This is a genomic window from Polynucleobacter acidiphobus (assembly GCF_003065385.1).
GTDB lineage: Bacteria > Pseudomonadota > Gammaproteobacteria > Burkholderiales > Burkholderiaceae > Polynucleobacter > Polynucleobacter acidiphobus.
In genome coordinates, this window is the sequence record NZ_CP023277.1 from 770,829 (window position 1) to 789,159 (window position 18,331).

Consider the following 18,331-nt stretch of genomic DNA (forward strand, 5'->3'; position numbering starts at 1 on the left):
AAATTACACAATTGCCAGAACGCAAATTAGTAGCGATGCGTCTAGAGCGAGCTCAGCGTGTGATTGGTATTCCATTAAGCATCGAGCAAGTGAGTGATGTATTCAAACGCTTGGGTCTCGAGTTCACCGTTTCAGGGCAGGGCGAGGCTAGTGTATTTACTGTAAAGGCTCCGAGTTATCGCTTTGATCTGGATATTGAAGAAGATCTCATTGAAGAAGTAGCCCGTTTATATGGATTCGAGAACATTCCCGATTCCCCACCAAAAGCCGAGCTGAAGATGAGTGCGCCGCAGGAGCGCCAACGACCTGTGCACGCGTTACGTCACCGCTTAGCACATGAGGGCTATCAAGAGGTCTTGAACTTTGGATTTACTGACCCCCAATCCGAACTGCAGATGGGGCAGAACAGTCCCATTACCGTACTCAATCCGATTGCGAGCCAGTATGGTGTGATGCGCAGCAATTTATGGGGCGGCCTCTTGCAGAACCTGCGCAGTAATCTGAATCGCGGTGCCGGACGGGTTCGTATTTTTGAGATCGGTCGAGTGTTTGCCAGAGACGCGAGTCGGCTCGAGGCCCCTGGCATCGTCGCAGGTTTTATCCAAACCAAACAAGTGGGTGGATTGGCCTACGGTTATGTAAACCCTGAGCAATGGGCATCACCCAATCGCCTGGTGGATTTCTTTGACGTGAAGGGTGATCTACAGCGCTTACTCAGTCCATTGCAGATCGAGACTAAAGCTGCTCTAGAAGCGCATCCTGCTTTGCATCCTGGTCGCAGCGCCCATGTTTACTTAGGCGATCACGTGATTGGTTGGATTGGTGAGTTGCATCCAGCTTTACAGCAAGCCTATGAGCTGAGCTCGGCCCCGGTATTGTTCTCCCTGAATTGGGACGCGATTTGTGATGTGGGCTTACCAGCGCCAAGCGAGATTAGTAAGTTTCCTGCAGTGCAACGTGATCTTGCTGTCGTGGTGGATCAATCGGTGCCGGCGCAGACCTTGCTGGATGTGATGCTGGCACAACGCCAATCATTCGTTCGTAAGATTGAGGTCTTTGATGAGTTTCGTCCTCAAAAAGAGAGCAGCTCGATGGCGCTTCATGAGAAAAGCCTTGCCTTTCGGGTCACCCTAGTGAATGATCAAGATACACTGCAAGACAAAGAAGTGGAAACCTGTATGACCGCCTTATTGGACGCCTTAAAGAATCACTGCAAAGCGCGATTGCGTTAGCCGCAATCCGGATTTGCTATATTAGTTACTAAACCAATTTATTAGAATCAGAAAAGAGTGTCGCTATGACTGCAAATAATCAAACCGTGACCAAAAACGAACTCTCGGAAGCCTTATTTGATCAAGTTGGTCTGAATAAGCGCGAAGCAAAAGACATGATTGACGCCTTTTTTAATCGAATTGGCGAGACTCTGGAATCTGGGGTTGAGGTCAAGATCTCAGGGTTTGGTAATTTTCAGTTGCGCAATAAAACTGCACGCCCAGGACGTAATCCAAAGACGGGTGAGATGATCCCGATTGCAGCGCGACGCGTTGTCACTTTTCATGCTAGTCAGAAGCTAAAGGACGCGGTCGAGTCCCATGCTCAGAACCAAAACAGAGCTTGATTCCAAAGCGAACACGGTTTCGCTGCTTCCCCCAATCCCGAGTAAGCGGTATTTCACGATTGGCGAAGTGGGGGAGTTGTGCGGGGTAAAGCCCCATGTATTGCGCTATTGGGAGCAAGAATTCGTTCAACTGCGACCGCAAAAGCGTCGTGGTAATCGCCGCTACTACCAGCATCATGAGGTGGTCTTAATCCGTCAAATTCGTACATTATTGTACGAAGAGGGATTTACGATCAGTGGCGCAAAAAACCGATTAGACGAGAGTAAATCCACCTTACGTTTGCGCGAGGAGCTCCAAGAGGTCCTTCAGGTCTTAAGCCGCTGAGATACAATATTCGTTTCGTCGGGGCGTAGCGCAGCCTGGTAGCGTACTTGCATGGGGTGCAAGTGGTCGGAGGTTCAAATCCTCTCGCCCCGACCATCTGCATTAGAGGAATAAACCATGCATCCATTTCACTTAGCCTTTCCAGTTGATAACTTACAAGACGCGCGCGCGTTTTATGGAGGTTTGCTCGGCTGTCCTGAAGGCCGTAGCTCGGATGAATGGATTGATTTCAATTTGTTTGGTCATCAAATTGTGGCGCACTTGGCCGATGGTGAGGCAAAAAATGATGCGCACTCTGATGTGGATGGTAAAAAAGTACCTGTTCGCCATTTTGGTATCGTGCTGTCCATGCCCGAATGGGAAGCGATGGCCGATAAATTAAAAAAGGCTGGTATTGAGTTTGTGATCGAGCCCTATATTCGGTTTAAGGGCGAAGTGGGTGAGCAGGCCACCATGTTTTTCTTAGACCCCTCAGGGAATGCGATTGAGTTTAAGGCCATGGCGCATCCTGATCGCTTGTTTGCTAAATAATGAGTCAGGATTACTTTGGTTTAACCATTCCATTCTTGGATGTCTTGGGCGTAGAGCCCGAGTTTGCCAAGGATGGTCACTCTCGAATTCGCTTAAATCTCCGTCCCGAGCTTCTCAATAGTTTTCATGTGGCCCATGGCGGGGTGGTGATGACCATTTTGGATTTTGCGATGGCCGCGGCTGCGCGTAGCTCGCACGAGCATATTCTCGGGGTGATCACGATTGATATGACCACCAGTTTCTTGAGACCCTCCAAAGGCTTGCTGATTGCGGAAGGCAAGGTCCTGAAGGTGGGTAGTACTGTCAATTACTGTGAGGGCAGTATTTTTAATGAGGCAGGGCAATTGACCGCTAAATCTACTGGCAGTTTCATGCTGCGCCGAGCTAAAACTCAAGCTAGTTAAATCAAATTAGTTAAATTAATTATTCAATTCATTATTATATATTTTAGTACTTAATAATCATAAGTAATTGATTTATAAGATAAATAAATCATTTAAACTATGAATTGATTATTCACTCTAGGGTGATTAATCCAACCCATATTAATCATTTATTCAGATATAATTATTCGGTAGTAATAATGAATAATTAAAAAAGATTAATCAATAAACGATTTATTCCTTCTAAATTTTTTATTTATTACCCCTCACCATTATTTTAAAATTCAAGGGAATTATTTAATATGTCATCGTACAAAGAGTTACTTGCGCAACGTGAGAAATTGGACAGTCAGATTCAGAGCCTGATGCAGCGTGAAAAGTCTGAAGGAATTGCAAAGGCCAAAAAGATCATTGATGAATTTGGCTTAACTGCGAGTGACTTATTTGGCCGCAAGGCTGCGGGTGCCGGTAAGCGTGGTCGCCCTGCCAAAAAAGCGGCTGCTAAAAAGCGGGTAGGCAAGAAGCGCGGTAAGGTTGCTCCCAAGTATAAAAATCCTGCAACTGGAGAGACTTGGACCGGACGTGGCAAGGCCCCGAAATGGATTGCAGGCAAGGATCGCAGTAAATTTGCGATTAAGTAAATCAACTCTCCTTTACTAAAAAGCCAGTTCACTGAACTGGCTTTTTTCTTTACTCAAACACGGTATTCACTGCTTCGATAAATAATTTCTCTAATTGCTTGAAGGGCTGCTTATCACCGCTCGCACTATAGGTCATGACATTCGTCTTTTCAGGTAAGGCATTGAGCTCTTGGGTAAGCGCTTCCGTATCGCTCGTTTGCGGTTTTAAATGAACCCCATTCTCTTTGGCCATTTCCAATACACCGGGATGAAGTTGCACAAAGGCTTCGTCCACCAATAGGGGAATGCGACGTGTCTGAATATTCTTACTCAGATAATGAATTAAATGCAATTGTTCGATTGGTGGGATTAATGAATCTAAATAAATCACATCGGGATAATGCGATACGGCTTGCATCAGGCCCTCAAGGCTATCGAGGGAGTGGATTAGTTCAAAGGGAATGACCCATCCTTGAATTGCTTTTTGCATTTCATCAAGGTTCTCTTGGCGTTTAAAGACCCCTAGGGCGATATGTTGATGATGTTTGGCACGTTGCTGCATCCCCACTTTACGGCGTCGCAGCTGCTGATTGAGCGAGCTGGTGAGGATACGGCGGTGCCCACCCCGAGTTTTCCAGGCGGTTAATTCACCGAGCTCCACCATCTTTTGAACGGTTCCTAGAGAGACCTGTAGAACCTTGGCACTCTGTCGAGTGCTCAAGTAGGGCTGATTTAGATTAATGGGTTTCATGCTTTCTCCTTTTGTAAATTGGGATAGAAAGAGCATAAAAATCAATTCGATAGAGATCTGTCAGGCAGGGATGAAATGTAGGTAGGAAATTTCCTATAACTGGGTAGGGATAGGTTAGTTACCGAGTGAGTAATCCCCTAGGACTTTCACTAATTCATTGATCTTGGGGTGTTTTTTTCCCTAACCCATGCTATCCTTATGGCACATAAGGCATTTGCTTTGCGTTCTGCTAATCGGTTAAGCCGTGTCGCGGATGGTTAAAACCACAGTTTTTTTCGGGTTACCCGATGAAAGGTGAGCATCATGATGCAGTCCTATAGAGGTTCCTCATACCTCTTTGGGGGTAATGCCCCCTACGTAGAAGAACTCTACGAGTCGTATTTATTAGATCCCACATCCGTAGCACAGCATTGGCGCGATTATTTTGATAACGTCGTTCAGGTTCCAGCCGTCGATGGCTCAAATGGTCGTGATATTGCACATGCTCCCATCGTGGCATCATTTGCCGAACGCGCCAAGCAGGGTCCTATCAAAACCATTCAGGATTCAGCCGATTCCGAGATGGGCCGTAAACGCGTAGCGGTTCAGCAGCTAATTGCTGCTTATCGTAACGTCGGTAATCGCTGGGCAAATTTAGATCCCCTAAAGCGCACCGAGCGCCCCGATATTCCAGAACTTAATCCATCGTTCTATGGATTTACCGATGGCGATATGGATATCGTCTTCAATACCAGCAATACCTTCTTTGGTAAAAACCAAATGACCTTGCGCGATTTGTTACAAGCCTTGCGCGAGACCTACTGCGGCACCTTAGGCGCTGAGTTTATGTACATTGCCGACCAAAAGATCAAGAAATGGTGGCAAGAGCAATTAGAGTCGATCCGCTCAACGCCAAAGTTCACCAATGAGCAGCGTCGTCAGATCTTGGATCGCTTAACCGCCGCTGAGGGACTGGAGCGCTACCTACAAGCAAAATATGTGGGTCAAAAGCGTTTCTCACTCGAGGGTGGTGACAGCTTTATTCCCTCCATGGATGAGTTGATTCAGGGGGCAGGTAAGCGGGGCGTGCAAGAGATTGTGATTGGTATGGCTCACCGTGGTCGCTTAAATGTGTTGGTCAACGTTTTGGGTAAATCCCCCAAAGATCTCTTCGCTGAATTCGATCACACTGCACCAGAGGATTTGCCGGCCGGTGACGTGAAGTATCACCAGGGATTCTCAAGCGATATCTCAACCCCTGGCGGCCCAGTACATTTATCACTTGCCTTTAATCCATCCCATTTGGAAATTGTGAACCCTGTGGTTGAGGGTTCGGCCCGCGCACGGATGGAGCGCCGCGACGATCTCTCCGGGAGTCAGGTTTTACCGGTCTTGGTGCATGGCGATGCTGCGATTGCAGGTCAGGGCGTGATGCAAGAGACCTTGGCCTTATCAGAAGTGCGTGGCTATTCCACGGGCGGCACGGTCCATATCGTAATTAATAACCAAATTGGTTTTACAACATCCGACCCGCGTGATTTGCGTTCGAGCCTGTATTGCACCGACATCATGAAAACGATTGATGCCCCTGTACTGCATGTCAATGGCGATGACCCTGAGGCCGTAGTCCTAGCGACGCAACTCGCTTTGGAATATAGAACTCAATTTGGTAAAGATGTGGCGGTTGACATCATTTGCTTTCGCAAATTAGGTCACAACGAGCAAGATACCCCGGCGATGACTCAGCCCTATATGTATAGCATTATTGCGAAGCATCCAGGTACTCGAAAGTTATATGCTGATCGTCTCGAGGCACAAGGTGTGTTACCTGTAGGTACTGGCGATGAGATGGTCAAAGCGTTTCGTGCTGCCATGGATGAAGGTAAGCAAACGCTCGATCCGGTATTGAGTAACTTCAAAGGTAAATTTGCAGTTGATTGGTCACCGTTTTTAAACAAGAAGTGGACCGATCAGGCCGATACTGCCATTCCACTCACTGAGTGGAAGCGATTGGCGGAACGACTCACAGCCATTCCTGAAAATTTCAAAATCCACCCATTGGTGCAAAAAGTCTATACCGATCGTGCCGCGATGGGCCGTGGAGAGATCAACGTTGATTGGGGCATGGGAGAGGCGATGGCCTTCGCTTCGTTGCTCGCGAGTGGCTATCCGATTCGTTTATCGGGTGAGGATAGTGGTCGCGGTACCTTTAGCCATCGCCACTCGGTAATTCATGATCAAGAGCGTGGCAATTCCGATTCCAGTTTCATTCCTTTGCAAAATATCAGTAAAGATCAAGCACCCTTTACGGTGATCGACTCGATTCTTTCAGAAGAGGCTGTTCTTGGATTTGAATATGGCTACGCTTCAGCAGAGCCCAATACCCTTACCATTTGGGAAGCCCAGTTTGGTGACTTCGTCAACGGTGCCCAAGTCGTTATCGATCAGTTCATTGCCTCTGGTGAGGTGAAGTGGGGTCGTGTCAATGGCTTGGTAATGATGTTGCCTCATGGTTATGAGGGTCAGGGTCCAGAGCATTCCTCAGCGCGTCTAGAGCGCTTTATGCAGTTATGCGCTGACACCAATATGCAAGTAGTCCAGCCCACGACCGCATCGCAAATCTTCCACCTCTTGCGTCGCCAGATGATTCGGCAATTTAGAAAGCCGCTCATCATCATGACACCTAAATCCTTACTGCGTCACAAAGATGCTGCATCACCGCTCATCGAGTTCACCAAAGGTGAATTTCAGACCGTGATTCCAGAGCAAGATGATTCGCTTGATCCCAAAAAGGTGGAGCGCTTGATTGTGTGTTCGGGCAAGGTTTATTACGACTTAGTTAAGCAGCGTACCGATAAGAAGATTGATACCGCAGCGATCGTCCGTATTGAGCAACTGTATCCATTCCCGCACAAGGCGATCGCAAGCATCATCAAGTCTTACCCCAATCTCACTGAGTTGGTGTGGTGTCAAGATGAGCCACAAAATCAGGGCGCCTGGTTCTTTGTGCAACACAATTTGCTCGAGAACATGGGTGAGGGTATGCGCCTTGGTTATGCCGGTCGACCTGCATCGGCCTCGCCAGCAGTCGGATATGCCCATTTGCATCAGAGTCAGCAAAAGGCATTACTCACCGCGGCGTTTGCCAAACTCAAAGGATTTGTGGCCACCAAATAGGTGGTACGAACAGAACAGCGATTTAATCTAACTTATTCATAGGACACATCATGGCTTTATTTGACGTAAAGGTTCCACAACTCTCCGAATCCGTTGCAGAAGCAACTCTCTTGCAGTGGAAGAAAAAACCGGGCGATGCTGTAGCCCAAGACGAGATCTTGATTGAGATCGAAACCGACAAGGTGGTGCTCGAAGTCCCTGCCCCATCCGCAGGCGTGATGGCTGAGATTTTGGTAGCCGATGGCGGAACGGTCGTGGCCGATCAAGTGATCGCCAAGATTGATAGTGAAGGCAAGGCAACTGCGTCAGCCGCAGCCGCAGCTCCCGCGCCTGCTAAGGCCGCTGCACCAGCCCCAGCCGCTTCTGCAGACAAAGGCTCGATTGCGGCACCCTCTGCAGCCAAACTCATGGCTGAAAATAATCTAACGACCAATCAAGTTAGCGGCACCGGTCGCGATGGTCGTGTAACAAAGGGTGATGTACAAAATGCGATTGCAGGCGGTGCGAAGCCAGCAACAAGCGCTGCACCATTGCCGATGTCGAGCGTCTCACTAGGCGAGCGGACTGAAGAGCGGGTGCCGATGACTCGTCTGCGTGCGCGCATTGCTGAGCGCCTCCTGGAATCCCAAGCCAATAATGCGATCTTGACCACCTTCAATGAGGTCAATATGGCTCCTGTGATTGCCATGCGCTCACGCTACAAAGACGTCTTTGAAAAGACCCACGGTGTGAAGTTAGGATTCATGTCCTTCTTCGTGAAAGCCGCTACCTATGCGTTGAAGAAGTATCCCATTCTGAATGCATCGGTTGATGGCAATGACATTGTCTACCACGGTTACTTTGATATTGGTATTGCGGTAAGCTCGCCACGAGGTCTGGTAGTGCCCATCTTGCGTAATGTCGATCAAATGACCTTAGCTGAGATTGAAAAGCAAATTGCGGAGTACGGCAATAAAGCGCGCGAGGGCAAATTAAGTATTGAAGAGTTAACTGGTGGAACGTTCTCCATCTCGAATGGCGGCGTGTTTGGATCAATGCTCTCAACCCCCATTATTAATCCACCCCAATCAGCCATTCTCGGAATTCATGCCACCAAGGAGCGTGCTGTCGTGGAGGATGGACAAATCGTGATTCGTCCGATTAATTATTTGGCTCTGTCGTATGACCATCGGATTATTGATGGTCGCGAGGCAGTTCTTGGTCTAGTGGCGATGAAGGAGCTATTAGAAGACCCAGCTCGTTTGCTGCTTGATCTGTAAGGAGTAAACCATGAGCCAAGTATTTGATGTGCTTGTGATTGGAGCTGGCCCCGGTGGTTACATCGCGGCAATTCGGGCTGCGCAGTTGGGGTTTAAGGTGGCCTGTGCAGAGTCGAACCCATACGCAGATCCCAAAGGGGAGCCTCGCTTAGGTGGCACCTGTTTGAACGTGGGCTGTATTCCCTCGAAAGCCTTGTTAGCATCCTCTGAAGAGTTTGAGAAGATTGGCCATCATGTAGCCGATCATGGCATCCAAGTAGGTAGTGTGAGCATTGATATTAAAAAAATGCTGGCCCGTAAGGATGAGATCGTCAACAAAATGACCGGTGGCATTAGTTTTCTGTTTCGTAAAAACAAAGTCACCAGTATCAAAGGGCATGCCTCCTTTGTTGGTAATACCGCAGATGGTTATCAAATCCAAATTACTGGTAAAGATGCTGGAACCATCACCGCTAAGAATGTGATTATTGCAACGGGCTCAAAGGCCAGACACCTGCCAAATATCCCTGTAGATAACGTACTGGTTTGCGATAACGAGGGCGCACTCAAATTCGACTCCCTACCCAAGCGTTTGGGCGTGATTGGCGCCGGTGTGATTGGCCTTGAGCTTGGCTCAGTCTGGCGCCGCGTTGGCTCCCAGGTCACGGTACTCGAAGCTTTGCCAAGCTTCTTGGGTGCCTGTGATGAAGGAATTGCCAAGGAAGCTAAAAAGATTTTCACCAAGCAGGGCCTTGATATTCATATGGGGGTCAAGATTGATGGCGTGAAAGCCGACAAGAAGGGCGTTGTGGTTTCCTATCAGGACAGCACAGGTAAACCCCAAAAGCTGGAATGCGATCGCCTTATTGTTTCGGTCGGTCGTGTACCCAATACCGAAGGACTTAATCTGGAGGCGATTTCGGTCAAAACCGATGAGCGCGGATTTATTCCCATCAATGACCATACCTGTGCTACTTCAGCCCCTGGGGTCTATGCAATTGGTGATGTGGTTCGCGGTCCAATGCTGGCGCATAAGGCGGAGGATGAAGGGGTGCTTGTCGCCGAGTTGCTGGCTGGTCAAAAACCCCATATTGATTACAACTGCATTCCATGGGTTATCTATACCGACCCGGAAATTGCATGGGTTGGTAAAACCGAGCAACAACTTAAAGCCGAAGGACGTGCCTATAAGGCAGGCCAATTCCCATTTATGGCCAATGGCCGTGCACTTGGGATGGATCGTGCTGATGGCTTTGTCAAAATTCTGGCGGATGCTAAAACCGATGAGGTTCTTGGGGTGCATATTATTGGCCCCAATGCTTCGGATCTGATTGCGGAAGCTGCACTCGCGATGGAGTTCAAAGCGGCTGCTGAAGATATTGCTCGAGTTTGCCATCCTCATCCCAGCTTATCGGAGGTTATGCGCGAAGCAGCTTTAGCAACGGATCAACGCGCACTCAATATGTAAGTTGAAAGTCGCTGACTTTTACTACCAAGAGTGTAAAGCGCGCGGTTATCAGCCAGATCCTGCGCAGGAGCGAGCCATCGTTCGGTTGCAGCAATGCGAAGATCAGTGGGTCGCTTACAAAGAGATTCGGAGTAACGCGCTCACCAAAAAACTCTTTCACCCCGAGTTACCTCGAGGTGTATACCTATGGGGTGGGGTGGGTCGCGGTAAATCCTTTTTGATGGATTGCTTCTACGAGGCATCTCCTGTTCAAAAGAAAATCCGGATTCATTTTCATGAGTTCATGCGCGAGGTTCACCGTGAGCTTCATGAGCTTTCAGGATTAGCCGATCCTCTGGATGAGTTAGCCAAACGCATCTCTGATCGATATCGCTTAATTTGCTTTGATGAGTTTCATATTAACGATATTGCTGATGCCATGATCATGTATCGCCTCTTAAAGGCTTTATTCATTGATCGAGTGCAGTTCATCATGACCTCCAACTATCGACCGGATCAGCTCTATCCCAATGGCCTTCACCGTGATCGACTATTACCAGCCATTAAGCTCTTAGAGCAAAAACTCGATGTCCTGAATGTCGATGCAGGCAGTGATTACCGACAAATTCAGATGACTCGGATTCAGGCTTACTTAACGCCTTTGAATGAAACAACCCATCGGCAGATGGAAGATTATTTTCATGAGCTCATTGGTAAACAAATCGAGGCGACCAACCGCATCCTCAAAATTGAGTCCCGCGAGATCCGTGCTTTGCATTTAGCTGAAGGCGTCGTTTGGTTTGATTTCCAAACTCTCTGCGTGGGCCCTCGCTCTCAAAATGATTATCTGGAGATTGCCAATACGTTTCACACGGTGATGGTTTCTGAGGTGCCGTATATGCCCCCCCGTTTAACCAATGAGGCCAGACGCTTTATTTGGCTGATTGATGTGCTGTATGACCATCGGGTGAAACTAATCATGTCTGCTGAGGTGCCTCCCGACCAGCTCTATACCGAGGGGCAGGTCGCCAGTGAATTCGCCCGAACCGTCTCGCGTTTAATGGAGATGCAATCGCGGGAGTACATTGAGGCACCGCGTCGCCTGATTAATGCCCAACTGACCTAAAATAGGGTCATGAGTATGCCAAGCCCTATTAATGCCGATTTGCATTGCCATTCGGTGGTCTCCGACGGCACCTTAACGCCTGAGGAGCTGGCTTTGCGTGCCCATCAAAATGGCGTGCACTTGTGGTCGCTTACGGATCATGATGTCCTAGGCGGTCAGGAGCGTGCTCGGCAAGCTGCCCTGAATCTGGGCATGGACTATTTATCGGGAGTCGAGATCTCCATCAGTTGGATGGGGCAAACCGTCCACATCGTTGGCTTAGGATTTGACGCCAGTAATTCAATCTTGCAAGAGGGCTTGCGCGCCACGCGCGATGGCCGCGAAGAGCGAGCCCGCCAAATGGCAGCCCAACTTGCGCAAATTGGGATTGAAAATAGTTATGAGGGCGCCCTTAAGTTTGCTGGTAATCCAGAGCTCATTGCTCGTACGCACTTTGCACGCTTTTTAGTCGAACAAAATGTCTGTCGTGACATGGATGAGGTGTTCAGAAAATACCTAGTCGCCGGTAAACCCGGTTATGTCTCGCATCGTTGGGCAAGTTTGGATCAGGCGGTCGAGTGGATTACAGGTGCCGGTGGCGAGGCAGTAATTGCCCACCCTGGTCGCTATCGTCTAAATAGTATGCAAATGGATGAGCTCTATGCCCGCTTTAAGGATCTTGGGGGTGCCGGTATTGAAGTGGTGACCGGTAGCCATAGCCCCGATCAATACAAAACCTATGCGAAGGTTGCTGAGCGTTATGGCTTTATGGCCTCACGTGGCTCGGATTTTCATGATCCGCAGGAGAGCGATATTGATTTAGGGCATCTTCCTCATCTTCCGGAGCACTTAAAGCCCATTTGGTCAGCCTTTCATTAAATAAGCGACAATCCTCTCTATGTTTGCAGAACGCGTTTTATCTGGCATGCGTCCCACGGGCGCCTTGCATTTAGGTCACTACCATGGCGTCCTAAAAAATTGGGTTCGTCTTCAGGCCGAGTATCCCTGTTTCTTCTTTGTCGCTGATTGGCATGCATTAACCACTCACTACGAGACCCCTGAGGTGATTCAGGAGTCGGTCTGGGAGATGGTGATCGACTGGTTAGCGGCGGGCGTAGATCCCAATCAAGCCACATTATTTATTCAGAGTCGGGTCCCAGAGCATTCGGAGCTATTTCTTCTGCTGGCGATGGGCACCCCTTTAGGTTGGTTGGAACGGGTACCCACCTATAAAGACCAGATCGAGAAACTCAAAGAAAAAGATTTGCAGACCTATGGCTTTCTTGGTTATCCCTTGCTGCAAGCGGCTGATATTTTGATCTATCGAGCGCTCTACGTTCCAGTGGGCGAGGATCAAGTCCCCCATGTGGAAATGACCCGTGAAGTGGCGCGGCGCTTTAACCACTTGTATGGCCGTGAGCCAGGCTTTGAAGAGAAGGCTCTTGAGGCAGTTAAGAAATTAGGTAGTAAGCGCGCTAAGCTCTACTTGGAGCTGCGCAATGCCTATCAGGAACGCGGTGAAGACGAGGCGCTTATGCAAGCACAAGCGCTCTTGCAAGAGGCGCAAAGTTTATCGATGGGCGATCGTGAACGTTTGTTCGGATACCTTGAGGGTGCACGCAAGATTATTTTGGTCGAGCCCCAGGCTTTGTTAACTGAAGCAGCGCGCATGCCAGGTCTCGATGGGCAAAAGATGTCAAAGTCCTATGCCAATACGATTGCGATTCGCGAGGCGCCTGAGGAGGTGATTCGCTTAGTGCGGACCATGCCAACCGATCCTGCTAGGGTACGACGCACCGATCCTGGTAATCCAGCCAATTGCCCCCTGTGGCAGTTTCATCAGGTGTATTCAGATCAAACGACGAAAGATTGGGCTCAAAAGGGCTGTCAATCCGCAAGTATTGGTTGCCTAGACTGTAAACAACCCGTGATTGATGCCATCTTGCGCGAGCAGCAACCCATGTTTGAGCGAGCACAGCAGTATCTCGACGATCCTAGCCTATTGCGCTCCATCATTGCCGATGGTTCAGACAAGGCACGTAAGGTTGCCCAAGAAACCATGCGGGATGTGCGCGAGGCCATGGGTCTTGACGTTGATTAATCACGATCACGTGCACGCCGCTCTAGAAACTGCTTCACCTTGGATTGCCCAATACACTGACCTGATTGTTCCGGGCGGTAAGGTCTTAGATCTTGCCTGTGGTGGTGGACGTCATGCTATCTACCTCGCTAATCGAGGTTTTATGGTGTTCGCAGTTGATCGTGATCAGGACTCTCTGGCGCGCATTCAGCATGATTTTGTAATGACCCAGCCAATGGATCTTGAAGGGGAGTCATGGCCACTCCCTGAATCCGAGTTTGGTAAATGGAATGCCATCGTGGTGAGCAACTATCTTTACCGTCCTTACTTGGATCAATTACCAAATCTCCTGGAAGAGGGCGGTATCTTGCTCTATGAGACCTTTGCCATCGGTAATGAAGAATTTGGTAAACCCTCAAACCCAAACTTTTTACTCCAGCATGGCGAGTTATTGGATCTCGCCAAGCGACATGATCTGCACGTGGTGGCTTATCAGGATGGCTATCGTGAGATCCCTAAGCCAGCCATGGTTCAAAGCCTATGCGCTAGTCGGGGACTGCCCAAAATACGCCATCCGTTACAATTCAATGCGACAGTCGCTTAACCCATAAAGCCCTATGAAATCAGCCATGATGACCGGAAGTATGGTTGCAATTGCAACCCCAATGCATGAAGACGGAAGTCTTGACTACCCCGCATTGCGCTCCTTACTCGATTGGCATGTGAGCGAAGGTACCGATGCGATTGTGATCGTTGGCACGAGCGGTGAGTCACCCACGGTATCGGTTGAAGAACATTGTGAGCTAATTCGTATCACCGTTGAACATATCAAGGGGCGTATCGCAGTCATTGCTGGAACCGGTGGTAACTCAACCCGAGAAGCCATTGAATTAACCGAATACGCTAAGAAGGTGGGCGCAGATGCTAGCCTACAAGTGGTGCCCTATTACAACAAGCCCACGCAAGAGGGAATGTACGCCCACTTTAAAACGATCGCTGAGCGCGTCGATCTGCCGGTCATTTTGTATAACGTCCCTGGGCGCACGGTCGCTGACCTTGCCAATGAAACTACCGTACGTTTGGCACAAGTGCCGGGCGTGATTGGGATTAAAGATGCAACGGGTAATCTAGAGCGCGGCTCACTGCTACTGGCCGAGCTTAAAAGTAAACAACTAGACCATTTTGCGGTCTATTCTGGGGATGACCTAACCGCGATATTCCTGATGCTGATGGGTGGGCATGGCAATATCTCGGTAACCGCCAATGTGGCACCTCGTTTAATGAGCGAACTTTGCAAAGCAGCGATCGCAGGCGATGCGAAGCGCGCAAGAGAGATTCAGTATCAATTATTGGCAGTTCACAAGATGATGTTTATTGAGGCTAATCCCATACCCGTGAAATGGGCCTTGTATCAGATGGGCAAGATTCCTACCGGAATTCGGTTACCATTGACGCCACTTAGCGAGCCATTGCGTGAGCCATTGCGTCAGGCACTGGACCAAGCCGGCTTGCTGTAATTTCTTTAGGATCGAATGCGTTCAGTTCTTCACACCATCTCGTTGACCTGTGCAATTGTTACGCTCACTGCATGTAGTAGCTTCAGCAGTATGACCGCTAGCGATAAGGTGGACTATAAAAAATCTGGCGAAGTGCGCGGTCCAAACCTAGCATTGCCCCCCGATTTAATTACAGCCCAAGCGGATCGCCGCTATGTTGTTCAGGATGGCACGGCGACCATGTCGGAATACAACCAGGCAGTCAAGAAGTCCTCCCAAACACGCTCGAATGTGTTGACCGGTATCCCTGGCATGAAGATTGAGCGTGACGGTGATCGACGTTGGTTAGTAGTCGATAAGTCGGCAACCGAGCTTTACCCTCAAGTAAAAGATTTTTGGCAAGAGAATGGTTTCTTACTGGTAATTGATTCACCATCGACTGGGATTATGGAAACCGACTGGGCTGAGAATCGTGCCAAGATTCCGCAGGACATTATTCGAAGAACCTTGGGACGTGTGTTGGACTCTGCCTATGATTCCGGGGAGCGCGATAAATTCCGGACTCGTCTTGAGGTGCAAAAACCCGATGTCACCGAGATCTACATTACTCACAAAGGGGCAATCGAGACCCCAGTAAAAGATAGCTCTGGCGCAATGATTACCACCCAATGGACTGTGCGGCCAACCGACCCTGAGCTGGAAGCCATTTTCTTGACCCGCTTGATGGAGCGTCTTGGTATGACCCAAGACCAAGCGAGGGCCCAAGTTGCGGCAACCACGACAGCACCCAAAACACCGAGGGCTAAATTGGTGGAAGAGGGTCCCGCTACTCGCATTGAAATGACCTCTAGCTTTGATCGGGCATGGCGCGACGTTGGCCTTGCCTTGGATCGTTCCAACTTTACGGTGGAAGACCGTGATCGCTCACGGGGTATTTACTTTGTGCGCTACGTCAATCCAAAAGATCTGGGTGATGGACGCAGTTGGTTTGGTCGTACCTTTGGTAGAAGTAATGATTCAGATAAGAAAGCAAAACTCTATCGCGTAGTTGTTCAAGCAAGGGGTGAGAATCAAGTCGTGATTTTGGTACAAGACTCTGAAGGCAAGCCCGAGAACACCGCCACTGGCAATCAGTTACTCACCACGCTGGATCGACAGCTCATTAAATAATCACGGCTCTCTACCAAAGAAAAAAGGCGCTCAATGAGCGCCTTTCTTCATACAGCTTCAGAATTACTTCTTGGCTGGAGCAGCAGGTGCAGCTGGAGCAGCAGGAGCAGCAGCAGGAGCGGCTGGAGCAGCGCCGGCAGGTGCAGCAGCTGGAGCAGCGCCGTCAGCTGGTTTTGCATCAGCAGCAGGAGCAGCAGCAGGAGCGGCTGGAGCAGCAGCTGGCTTAGCTTCTTCTTTCTTACCGCAAGCAGACAAAGCAACGGCCAACATTGCGGCCAAGAGGAGTGACTTCTTCATTGATTTATTTCCTTTAAATTTAAGACGATTTACATCAATTACCGGTAATTGTTGTAAGACCTTGAGCGCATATTACGGATGTAATACAACTCAGATCCGCTAATAATTATAGCAATTGCACCATCATTTGTTCAACGCCATTAGGCAAAATTGCTGCCTACTCAAGTAAGAGCCAACCGTCAGAATAGGCTTCGTACAGCGAATTATTTTTGGCTAGAGGCGGGAGATCCAACCCCCGATTAGTCTGCTCTGCATTCGCCCTTGATAAATCCTTATTTTTTCTGGATTTTCGTATTCGCCCTCGGGTGAGGAGGTGCTGCTGCGCTAGTGTTTGCCAGGCTTTGATGGTGGCCGGATCCTGCCCATCAGTCACCGCATCCCCATTGCAAAAAACGGTCTCACCGCGGATTAATAAGCGGGTTTGGGGATGGGGTGCCAAAACCATCTTCTGCAGACTGGCTCGCAGTGCGTGCGGACTCAAGACAGGGTCGGGTGACGTAAAGATCGCATGCGGTTTTGGCTCGCTCAGGTAAGCAGTAATGCCATTGATAAACGCTGGGGACTGATTTAGGGCAAGAGCCTCAATCCGTTGGCGGATTTCATCTTCGAGTTGTGCGGGTAGACGCGCAGGATCAGAGGAAGCTTTCTGCTTCGGATCTGCATAAATCGCCGCAAGGGAAGGATCGGACTCTAGGGATTCAGCAAGACGCCATAAACCTTCACTAATGAGCTCACGGTACGAAGGTGACCGAAAGCCCACCGACCAGGTTTGGCAGCCTGCATCGAGCGCTACTCCCTCGTGGGCAATATTAGGAGGTAGATAGAGTAAATCACCGGGTTCTAAGACCCATTCTTGCTCCGGCTTAAATCGCGCAAGGATCTTGAGTGGTAAATCAGGGCGCAGGCTTAGATCGGCCTGCCCAGAAATCTTCCACCGGCGTCGACCTTCCATCTGGATTAAAAATACATCGTAGGAGTCGACATGCGGACCTACGCCACCCCCAATACCCGCGATGCTGATCATTAGGTCATCGAGGCGCGCATCCGGGATAAACCGAAACCAGGATAAAACATGGGCAGCCGCCGGATGCCGTGCCTCCATCCCTTGGATTAATAGCGTCCAATCTCGAGCACTGCTTGCAGGGATCTCTTTTTTCCGAAAAGGACCGTGTTGCAGTCGCCAAGGTTTGGCTTCAACCAAACGCGCCTCGCTAAGGCCATCGCATGCGTATCCAAACAGGGTTTTATCCGAGATTGGGCTCAACAGAGGCAAGCCAGCATTTTTGCTCAGTGCAAAAGCGGGTATGGCTTGGCGGACCAGGAGTGGGCATTTATGCCAATACCGTTGCATAAATGTTTGGGGGCTCAGATTGCCTAAAAGCGGCCACGGCAGATCAAGCGGTAGTATGGCTGGGGCTTTCGGAGGTTGGTAGCGAGTGCGAGTCTTAGTCAAGTAAAATAGCCTTATTAAGGAAATACATCGCTATGAAGATTGAAAAAAATACCATCGTATCTCTTCGTTACAAACTTAGCGATGCTCAAAACAATATTATCGAAGAACCCGATACCCTGATGGTTTATCTACACGGGGGTTACGCAGGAACCTTCCCAAAGATTGAGAGTGTATTGGATGGCAAGGATATCGGCTTTGAGACCACGGTCCAACTCGAACCTCAAGATGCGTTTGGAGAATATGACCCCAATCTTCTCAAAATAGAACCGCGCGAGCGCTTCCCCGAACCATTGGAGATTGGTATGCAGTTTGAGGGCGTGCCTGAAGAAGAAAGTACTGAAGAGATCGAAGCTGCCGAAGCCGACGAGGTCGATGATGAGGACGATCAAGAATCAGATACCTTAATCTATACCGTGACCGACCTGGCTGATCAACAAGTTGTACTCGATGGCAATCATCCGCTTGCTGGAATGGCTCTGCGGTTCTGGTTGCAGGTTGAAGACGTTCGTCAGGCGACTGACGATGAGATTGCCAATCAACATCCGCAAAATGAAGACGGCTTTGGGATGGACCTAGCCGATGATGATGATCTAGATGATCTCGATTTATCGGGAACAGGGCAACGCGACCAAGGTCCACGAACCCTGCATTAATGGGTGCG

The 18,331-nt window shown here is 49.3% G+C and carries 19 protein-coding genes and 1 tRNA gene; 17 read left to right on the forward strand and 3 right to left on the reverse strand.

Features of this window, described 5'->3' with window-relative positions:
• The 7 genes from AOC32_RS09855 to AOC32_RS04150 all read left to right on the forward strand — a co-directional run.
• On the forward strand, nucleotides 1-1,232 hold a 1,232-nt coding region (locus AOC32_RS09855; protein WP_234409805.1), incomplete at its 5' end, for a phenylalanine--tRNA ligase subunit beta.
• 65 nt (nucleotides 1,233-1,297) lie between these two features.
• Entirely contained in the window at nucleotides 1,298-1,618 is a 321-nt protein-coding gene (locus AOC32_RS04125) for an integration host factor subunit alpha (protein ID WP_108508274.1), read from the forward strand.
• On the forward strand, nucleotides 1,593-1,943 hold the full coding sequence (locus AOC32_RS04130) for a MerR family transcriptional regulator (protein WP_108508275.1): 351 nt from the start codon (nucleotides 1,593-1,595) through the stop codon (nucleotides 1,941-1,943). The genes AOC32_RS04125 and AOC32_RS04130 overlap by 26 nt, the downstream gene beginning before the upstream one ends.
• A 19-nt stretch (nucleotides 1,944-1,962) precedes the next feature.
• Nucleotides 1,963-2,039: transfer RNA gene (locus tag AOC32_RS04135), tRNA-Pro, on the forward strand.
• Nucleotides 2,040-2,060: 21 nt separating this feature from the next.
• Nucleotides 2,061-2,474, forward strand: a complete 414-nt coding sequence (locus tag AOC32_RS04140) for a VOC family protein (RefSeq protein WP_108508276.1) — start codon at nucleotides 2,061-2,063, stop codon at nucleotides 2,472-2,474.
• Nucleotides 2,474-2,878, forward strand: coding sequence for a PaaI family thioesterase (locus AOC32_RS04145; protein WP_108508277.1), 405 nt, complete (start codon nucleotides 2,474-2,476; stop codon nucleotides 2,876-2,878). The genes AOC32_RS04140 and AOC32_RS04145 overlap by 1 nt, the downstream gene beginning before the upstream one ends.
• Nucleotides 2,879-3,159: 281 nt before the next feature.
• Nucleotides 3,160-3,498 (forward strand): H-NS histone family protein, encoded by a 339-nt coding sequence (locus tag AOC32_RS04150; protein WP_108508278.1) that lies wholly within the window; start codon nucleotides 3,160-3,162, stop codon nucleotides 3,496-3,498.
• Nucleotides 3,499-3,547: 49 nt separating this feature from the next.
• On the opposite strand, the gene AOC32_RS04155 is transcribed toward AOC32_RS04150, so the two are convergent.
• A complete protein-coding gene (locus AOC32_RS04155) occupies nucleotides 3,548-4,228 on the reverse strand; it encodes a helix-turn-helix domain-containing protein (protein ID WP_108508279.1) in 681 nt (226 codons plus the stop codon).
• A gap of 303 nt (nucleotides 4,229-4,531) precedes the next feature.
• Here AOC32_RS04155 and AOC32_RS04160 point away from each other — a divergent pair, with 303 nt between their 5' ends.
• Genes AOC32_RS04160 through bamC form a run of 9 tightly spaced genes read left to right on the forward strand, consistent with a single transcriptional unit; the run spans nucleotide 4,532 to nucleotide 15,920 of the window.
• Nucleotides 4,532-7,384, forward strand: a complete 2,853-nt coding sequence (locus AOC32_RS04160; RefSeq protein WP_108508280.1) for a 2-oxoglutarate dehydrogenase E1 component — start codon at nucleotides 4,532-4,534, stop codon at nucleotides 7,382-7,384.
• Nucleotides 7,385-7,434: 50 nt separating this feature from the next.
• Nucleotides 7,435-8,643, forward strand: a complete 1,209-nt coding sequence (odhB, locus tag AOC32_RS04165) for a 2-oxoglutarate dehydrogenase complex dihydrolipoyllysine-residue succinyltransferase (RefSeq protein WP_108508281.1) — start codon at nucleotides 7,435-7,437, stop codon at nucleotides 8,641-8,643.
• A gap of 10 nt (nucleotides 8,644-8,653) precedes the next feature.
• Nucleotides 8,654-10,090, forward strand: a complete 1,437-nt coding sequence (lpdA, locus tag AOC32_RS04170) for a dihydrolipoyl dehydrogenase (RefSeq protein ID WP_108508282.1) — start codon at nucleotides 8,654-8,656, stop codon at nucleotides 10,088-10,090.
• 1 nt (nucleotide 10,091) lies between these two features.
• On the forward strand, nucleotides 10,092-11,195 hold the full coding sequence (gene zapE, locus AOC32_RS04175; protein WP_108508283.1) for a cell division protein ZapE: 1,104 nt from the start codon (nucleotides 10,092-10,094) through the stop codon (nucleotides 11,193-11,195).
• 9 nt (nucleotides 11,196-11,204) lie between these two features.
• The gene (locus tag AOC32_RS04180) at nucleotides 11,205-12,053 is read left to right on the forward strand and encodes a 3',5'-nucleoside bisphosphate phosphatase (RefSeq protein ID WP_108508284.1); all 849 of its coding nucleotides are present in this window, start codon (nucleotides 11,205-11,207) and stop codon (nucleotides 12,051-12,053) included.
• A gap of 19 nt (nucleotides 12,054-12,072) precedes the next feature.
• On the forward strand, nucleotides 12,073-13,275 hold the full coding sequence (locus AOC32_RS04185) for a tryptophan--tRNA ligase (RefSeq protein ID WP_108508285.1): 1,203 nt from the start codon (nucleotides 12,073-12,075) through the stop codon (nucleotides 13,273-13,275).
• Complete coding sequence (locus AOC32_RS04190) at nucleotides 13,262-13,858, forward strand: class I SAM-dependent methyltransferase (RefSeq protein WP_234409806.1); 597 nt, start codon at nucleotides 13,262-13,264, stop codon at nucleotides 13,856-13,858. The genes AOC32_RS04185 and AOC32_RS04190 overlap by 14 nt, the downstream gene beginning before the upstream one ends.
• Before the next feature lie 25 nt (nucleotides 13,859-13,883).
• Nucleotides 13,884-14,771 (forward strand): 4-hydroxy-tetrahydrodipicolinate synthase, encoded by an 888-nt coding sequence (gene dapA, locus AOC32_RS04195; RefSeq protein WP_108509330.1) that lies wholly within the window; start codon nucleotides 13,884-13,886, stop codon nucleotides 14,769-14,771.
• 15 nt (nucleotides 14,772-14,786) lie between these two features.
• The gene (bamC, locus tag AOC32_RS04200) at nucleotides 14,787-15,920 is read left to right on the forward strand and encodes an outer membrane protein assembly factor BamC (protein ID WP_108508287.1); all 1,134 of its coding nucleotides are present in this window, start codon (nucleotides 14,787-14,789) and stop codon (nucleotides 15,918-15,920) included.
• Nucleotides 15,921-15,983: 63 nt separating this feature from the next.
• Here the strand turns inward: bamC and AOC32_RS04205 are convergent, their stop codons facing one another.
• Together AOC32_RS04205 and AOC32_RS04210 are read right to left on the reverse strand one after the other, a co-directional pair.
• Nucleotides 15,984-16,217: a hypothetical protein gene (locus AOC32_RS04205; RefSeq protein ID WP_108508288.1), complete on the reverse strand. Its 234-nt coding sequence runs from the start codon at nucleotides 16,215-16,217 to the stop codon at nucleotides 15,984-15,986.
• Nucleotides 16,218-16,374: 157 nt separating this feature from the next.
• Nucleotides 16,375-17,670 (reverse strand): cupin domain-containing protein, encoded by a 1,296-nt coding sequence (locus tag AOC32_RS04210; RefSeq protein WP_234409807.1) that lies wholly within the window; start codon nucleotides 17,668-17,670, stop codon nucleotides 16,375-16,377.
• 32 nt (nucleotides 17,671-17,702) lie between these two features.
• Here AOC32_RS04210 and AOC32_RS04215 point away from each other — a divergent pair, with 32 nt between their 5' ends.
• Nucleotides 17,703-18,323: an FKBP-type peptidyl-prolyl cis-trans isomerase gene (locus tag AOC32_RS04215; RefSeq protein ID WP_108508290.1), complete on the forward strand. Its 621-nt coding sequence runs from the start codon at nucleotides 17,703-17,705 to the stop codon at nucleotides 18,321-18,323.
• The last annotated feature ends 8 nt before the right edge of the window (nucleotides 18,324-18,331 follow it).